General features: G+C 50.9%; 7 protein-coding genes. 4 read left to right on the forward strand and 3 right to left on the reverse strand.

Annotation, left to right across the window (positions count from 1 at the left end; all coding sequences use genetic code 11):
* On the reverse strand, positions 1-686 hold a 686-nt coding region (locus tag ACOJWD_RS14515), incomplete at its 3' end, for a glycosyltransferase (protein ID WP_486993963.1).
* Positions 687-693: 7 nt separating this feature from the next.
* Entirely contained in the window at positions 694-1782 is a 1089-nt protein-coding gene (locus tag ACOJWD_RS14520) for a class I SAM-dependent methyltransferase (protein WP_486993964.1), read from the reverse strand.
* A 382-nt stretch (positions 1783-2164) separates the two neighbouring features.
* Here ACOJWD_RS14520 and ACOJWD_RS14525 point away from each other — a divergent pair, with 382 nt between their 5' ends.
* Positions 2165-2368, forward strand: a complete 204-nt coding sequence (locus ACOJWD_RS14525) for a CopG family ribbon-helix-helix protein (RefSeq protein WP_486993965.1) — start codon at positions 2165-2167, stop codon at positions 2366-2368.
* Between the two features lie 63 nt (positions 2369-2431).
* On the opposite strand, the gene ACOJWD_RS14530 is transcribed toward ACOJWD_RS14525, so the two are convergent.
* On the reverse strand, positions 2432-3088 hold the full coding sequence (locus tag ACOJWD_RS14530; protein WP_486993966.1) for a tetratricopeptide repeat protein: 657 nt from the start codon (positions 3086-3088) through the stop codon (positions 2432-2434).
* 460 nt (positions 3089-3548) lie between these two features.
* Between ACOJWD_RS14530 and ACOJWD_RS14535 the strand changes: the two genes are divergently transcribed.
* From ACOJWD_RS14535 to ACOJWD_RS14545, 3 genes are all read left to right on the forward strand, one after another.
* Entirely contained in the window at positions 3549-3737 is a 189-nt protein-coding gene (locus tag ACOJWD_RS14535) for a ribbon-helix-helix domain-containing protein (RefSeq protein ID WP_486993967.1), read from the forward strand.
* A 108-nt stretch (positions 3738-3845) separates the two neighbouring features.
* Positions 3846-4061 (forward strand): hypothetical protein, encoded by a 216-nt coding sequence (locus tag ACOJWD_RS14540; RefSeq protein ID WP_486993968.1) that lies wholly within the window; start codon positions 3846-3848, stop codon positions 4059-4061.
* Positions 4062-4162: 101 nt separating this feature from the next.
* On the forward strand, positions 4163-5833 hold a 1671-nt coding region (locus tag ACOJWD_RS14545), incomplete at its 3' end, for a phage tail protein (protein ID WP_486993969.1).

Below are 5833 nucleotides of genomic sequence, written 5' to 3' on the forward strand. Positions count from 1 at the left end.
AGCGGCATGATGCCTTTAAGACGCTGAACCCGGCCGAAGTATAAGATGGAGGAGGTGGGGAGTGGATCAATGACTTGATCGGGTCCGGGAAGAGCATAGGGATTAGGAATGACGCGGGCGTGAAGGTTTGGCAGCTCGTGTTGTATTTGCTCGAGCACATAGTGGCTTGGGGCCACCACTTGATCGGCGGCCATTAATGAGAACTTTTCCATCATCCGAGTCCAATAGTCCGGGAGATGATAGAGGGGGACCTCTTCATATTGGTCGACAATAAACTTGGGACCATGGATGGTGATGACGACCGGTACGGAATGAAAAATCGCCTCTAAGCTCCGTTTGCGTTGCAAGAGAAAGTAGGCGATGCCCACATAGTCTTGACTTTCGAGAATATCGGGAGGACCTGACTGACGAATGAGGTGGGCAACCACCTCAGAAAAAAGATAACTCATGAGGGCGGGACCGGTGAGGGCACGGCGGTGGGGAGCGGGGTACTCGTCGGAAAATCGTACCAGACGGACGCCGTCTTTTTCTGAAATTCGTAGGGGCACCTCTAATTCCGGGTCGCGAACAATGACAGTGACTTCATGATGTTGTTTCACCCAGCTCTCGACCGTGGTGCGTCCATACGTGGCAATACCTCCGCCAAAATATGGCGGATATTCTGTGGTCATAAGCCAAATCTTCATGAAACAGCTAAACCTTCCTTCCGCGGCGCTTGGCCCAAAGAATTAGTCGGCCCGGAGTAGAGTGATCGAGCCAGTGCCAGTAGCGTGTGAGTCGAATCCAGGCTTTCGAATGCGACACGAACTCCCACTGCGCTTGCGCTTCGATTAGCGCGGGACGTTCGGCGATCAGTTTTTCATATTCGGATTGCACCTCATGGGCTCCCATAATGACTTCTGCCATGGCGCGACTCTCGCGCCAAAGACTCATACATTCTTCTCTCAGATCATCAATCACCCGTTGTTGTTCATTCAGCGCTTGGTGATGCTGAGCGCGTTCTTCATGCAATGTATATTCTAGCGATCCGACTTTGTCCCACAGTTTGACTAAGAGCGAGCGCTCCGTATCAGTGCAAAATCCGCTCAGATTGACCGTAATGGGTTGCGCCGAGGCTAAGGTCACTAAGGGAAGGTGGCTCGTAAGAGCTACAGGGGCTGGATGGCTGAGTCCATCCGTCCTCGAATACGCATAGCCATACCCGACCTCCGAGAGGTGGTCAGGATTCCACATAATGCTCGCGGCGCTCAGTTCTTGATAATATAAATCGACATGGGGGAAATATTGTCCGAGTAGGTGCTTTAACTCCTCAGCCGAAACCTCCCCAATATGCCAGGGATTATTGGCTTCCAGTTCCACGGTGCGATGATGATCCGGTGTGCTAAGGGCAAAAAGGCCCCCAGGTCGAAGGACGCGTTGTACTTCACGTAAAAAGCGCTCTTGATCCTGCCGTTCGAGATGTTCAATCACTTCAAAGGCGATGACGACCTCAAAATGGTGGTCAGGAAAGGGGAGTGAAAGGCCGGAGGCCTCTTGATAGACTAAATTGGGAGACACATAGTGTGCTTTGGCTTCGTCGACTGCGTCGGCATCAATATCGACGGCTATCACACTGTGAGCCGACGCCGAAAGATAGTGCGCTCCGTATCCATCCCCAAATCCAATTTCGAGGAGGGATTTGCCCTGGGTCACCTGTTCAATCGCTTGATAGCGGTGCCAGTGAAATAGTAGTTCCGAATCGTCCTGGGTATTGGGTCGTAACCGTTCCTCGGCGATGGTCATGGCCTCCCTGTAATGCACCGCATCGGTGCGTTGATGTCGGATTTCATTCTACCATGTCGCTCGAATTGGTGGTAAAATTACACATTGTGACGTCTATCGGCTCTCACAAGGGAATGACGTGATTTTCTATTGAATGATGTTGTCATATAAAGGTAGTGCTTCGTGATGACGAGGGGATAAAAGCATCATCGCGAAGGCTTGAGAGATGGCACTAGAGGCGGGATTGGCAAGGGCGTAGTGAATTTACATCCCTATTCATCGAGAGTGTCAAGAACTTTTTTGCGACAAACTCCCCATGTTTACTTTGATTTTGACGAATCTTATGGTATCACTAAGGAATTGATGCTCAGCAGTGGTGGAAATAAAAAGGAGCTGAGGCACGGTGAATGTGAATGCTATTGAGTCTAAGGCGATGAAAGTGCGTCTCCCTCACGATCTCCATGCGCGGGTCCTGCACCTCATGGCCCGAACGGGCCAATCTCCCTCGCATATTATTGCACAAGCGCTCGAATCCTACCTCGGAGGGGACAAGCAGCGTGCGCGATGCGATGAGCCTCTCCTTCTCTCATCCCTGTTTAAGAATTAGCGATCACCCAGAGATGTAATAAAGCGGCGAGCGCCATGGCCCGCCGCTTTATTACATGGTTTTCTAGGACTTTGGAGCTGTCGATGTAGTCGTCTTGGGGTGTGCCATTTGATAGATGGCTTCGTAATAGGGGTTACTGGTGTCTTTCGGAACATCCTTCAATGCCTCTGTCACATCCCCTTTGGCAGCGGCGGTGTTCTTAAGACTGGTTTCACAGTTAATGAGGTTTAACCAGTCGGTAGGATTGGTGGAAGAATATTTGACAGCCTTCTGGTAATCCGGCAATGCCGTTGAATACTCTTTTAAGGTGTAGTTATAGATGTTGCCGAGGTTGTTCCACAATGTTCCATTAGTCGGATCAAGCGCAATGGCCGCCTTGTAATACGACTCCGCCTGCGGGAACTTTCCATTAACAAACGACGCGACCGCGGCGTGATAGTTGGCATTCACCGACTTCGGTGAGGCTTTGGCCTCGGCAATATAGTGATCAAGGTTCTTTGTGCCCGCATAGGGGGTTGCCCCTTCTATGAGGTTACCTGTGCCTGGTTGCTTGTAGGTCTTTGGTGTCGAGGTCTTCTTGGCGCTGGTTTTCGATGGGCTGGCGGACTTGGCCTGACTACCACAACCGGCGGCCACGACTCCTAACCCTAGCACCACTATAGGGGCCAGCCAATATTTGCTTCTGGTTCTCTCACGCTGTTTTATCTCTTGTGACAACATACTATCGGTCCCTCCTCTAACGTTTTCCACGAGTGAGCATCGATTGACACGTGTTCCCATCATAAGGAGGGAATGGAAAACGGTCAAGAGTACAAGTTTTGGCAGGATGTGCTTCTTTCATGGCAGAACCATTCGAGGAGAGAACTCATATTTTAGTCCACCTTCAAAAGAAGCGAAAAGCTTTCTGCATATTTTCTAAGACGTATCGTATCTATGACATTGGCGCAAATTCCTTGGCTTGTCTAGCTTTGGCCGTCGAATCACGGATTGCTGTCGATTGCCGGAAAAAATATTTTAAGAAATGTTTACTAACCCGAGGATTTATTCCCTGCAATGTTGTATTATTCCTATGACAGCATGCATGAGTGATATCAACCATGTAATCATAGTTTGCAAGCATGTTGTTGTGAATGGTAGCGGAGCCTTCACGCCTGGACTCAAAGCAGAGAGGGGGAGAGGAATGACTAGCTACGGGCAGCACCCACGTGCGTACATTGCTTTTCAGGCCCGGCTAACGCCGGAGATGAAAGAGCAACTGGCCCGTTGCGCTGAAGCTCTCGAAGAGAGTCAGACCTCACTCATTACCTCAGCTTTACGGCAGTACTTGGGAAGCCATCCGGTAGAATATGCCGCGGTTCTCGAATCGTAGAGTGTGATGTGCTGAGTGCCGGCTTTAGCGCCCGGGCCAGACGTGATGGGCTTTCGGATATAGCAGGGAATGGAGCCATGATTGAGAGGCTCAAGGGGGGGAGCATTATTGCCGACCTATCCCAAGCGACCGCGAGCTTATGTCACGTTTCAAATTCGGCTACCTCCAGATCTTAAACGGCAATTGGAGGATTATGCGTTTGAAACGCAGCAAAGCCAAATTGCCGTAGTGACGGCGGCGTTGGAGGACTTCCTGCAACGCATGGACCAGTCAGAAGGGACAGCAACCGCAGCGCCCGAGACCGATCCAGAAGCCCAAACGTGAGGAGCATAAAGAGAAACTTGATGTAGGATTGACGGCCTGGCCTCGTGTTCCATAGAACCGAGGATTTGTCGAAAGACAAAAGAGGGGGTTTATCAAACTTGATGAAAACAAGTCGCCTAGCAAAAACAGGTGGAATTGCATTAGCGTCGTCCATGTTATTAATGGGTGCGCTTCCTGTCGCAAGCGCTATGGCAGCATCTAAGCCGGCTGTAATGTTGACCGGTCCGTCTGATGTCAATCAGACTGCAGGATCGAATGTCACGTACACGGCTTCATCGTCGAATGTCAGTAATCCCAATTACCAGTTCTGGGTGGAAGAGCCCAATGGTCAATGGATGATGGCGCAAAACTGGTCGTCCTCGAACACCTTCACGTTGAAAAACGTGCAAGATGGCGACTATTTAGTCACGGCTTATGTTGCACCTAAGGGTGACTGGAAAGCCGCAACGAATGAGCAGGCCAATGGCCAACAGGCTGTGGATGGCGTCTTTGTAGACACTTCCATCACCGTGAGTGCTCCTTCGACCTTGACGGCGGGCCAGCCCGTCACCGTGACCGCTAGCTCCTCGAATATCTATGACGCGCAGTACCAGTTCTGGTATAAGACGCCGAGTGGTCAGTGGATGCAAAGCGGGAACTACGGTTCGTCTAGCTACACCTTCACCCCAAGTGAGACGGGGGCCTACGAATTCGTCGCGTATGCGAAGTCTCCTTTGGCCTTGAACGATCCTGAGGGTGCTGCGATGAGCATGAACACGGCGACCACGACTGTTGGTGTTGCGGTTCCGACGTTAACTAACATTTCGGTCACCAATGCTACTTCCGGTACGGGAACTAGTGCCAGTCCTGCAACCTCGTTGAATGGATCGTCCATGACGTTGTCGACTACCCTAATGGATTCGTCGGGGAACCCTGCTCCTGATGTTGGTATAACGTATGCTGTATCTCAGTCGAATGGTGTGCCGACGGCCGAGCCTACTGCTACGAGCAATGGAGTCGATGTATCGTACACCAATTCTTCGACTGCCAGCGATTTCGTAGTCTACACCAATTCTTCAGGGCAAGCATCTTTGACATTGACCGGTCCGGGGACCACCCAACCGTACACAGTGACGGCTCAAGCGCCATATCAAGTTAATGGAGCCACGCTTTCCAGTAATACAGTATACTTGGAGTTCGTTGCAAACGGATCCGCTGGGATATCTCCATATGGATCAAGCGATACTTCTACGTACGCCGCCGCAGTTAATACGCCTGTTCCGGTTACTGTGACACTGCCACCTTATAACGGGGCTGCTCAGACAAACGCGGAAGTCGAATTCTCGCTTAACAGTAACAACAGTTCCGATGCATATTTCGCGAGTAGCTCAGGCGGTAGTCTAGGCACAACGCCGCAGTATGTGTACACCAATGCTTCGGGTCAAGCAACGGTTTACGTTGAATCGTCGAATCCTAACTCCTCAGATTATGTTGAAGTTACAGCGACGCCACAAAACAGCCCAACGTCAACCTCGGCAGTAAGCACCTATCTATCATTTTCTGAACCGGGAATAGCCACTCAGGTCGGAAATTTGACCCCAGCAACTGGATATAAGCCTGGTGTTGGATCTGATGTAACCATTTCTGGCACTGTTGAGGATTCAGCTGGTAATCCGGTTGCCGATGCTCAGGTATTTCTAGCTGCTCAGAACAATGGCGGTGTTGGAAGCGACAATGGCGACGACAGCTATATTGCTAATGGAACGACCACAGCCTTTCCTGAAGTGGATGCG

This window comes from Sulfobacillus sp. TH-112, assembly GCF_057473405.1.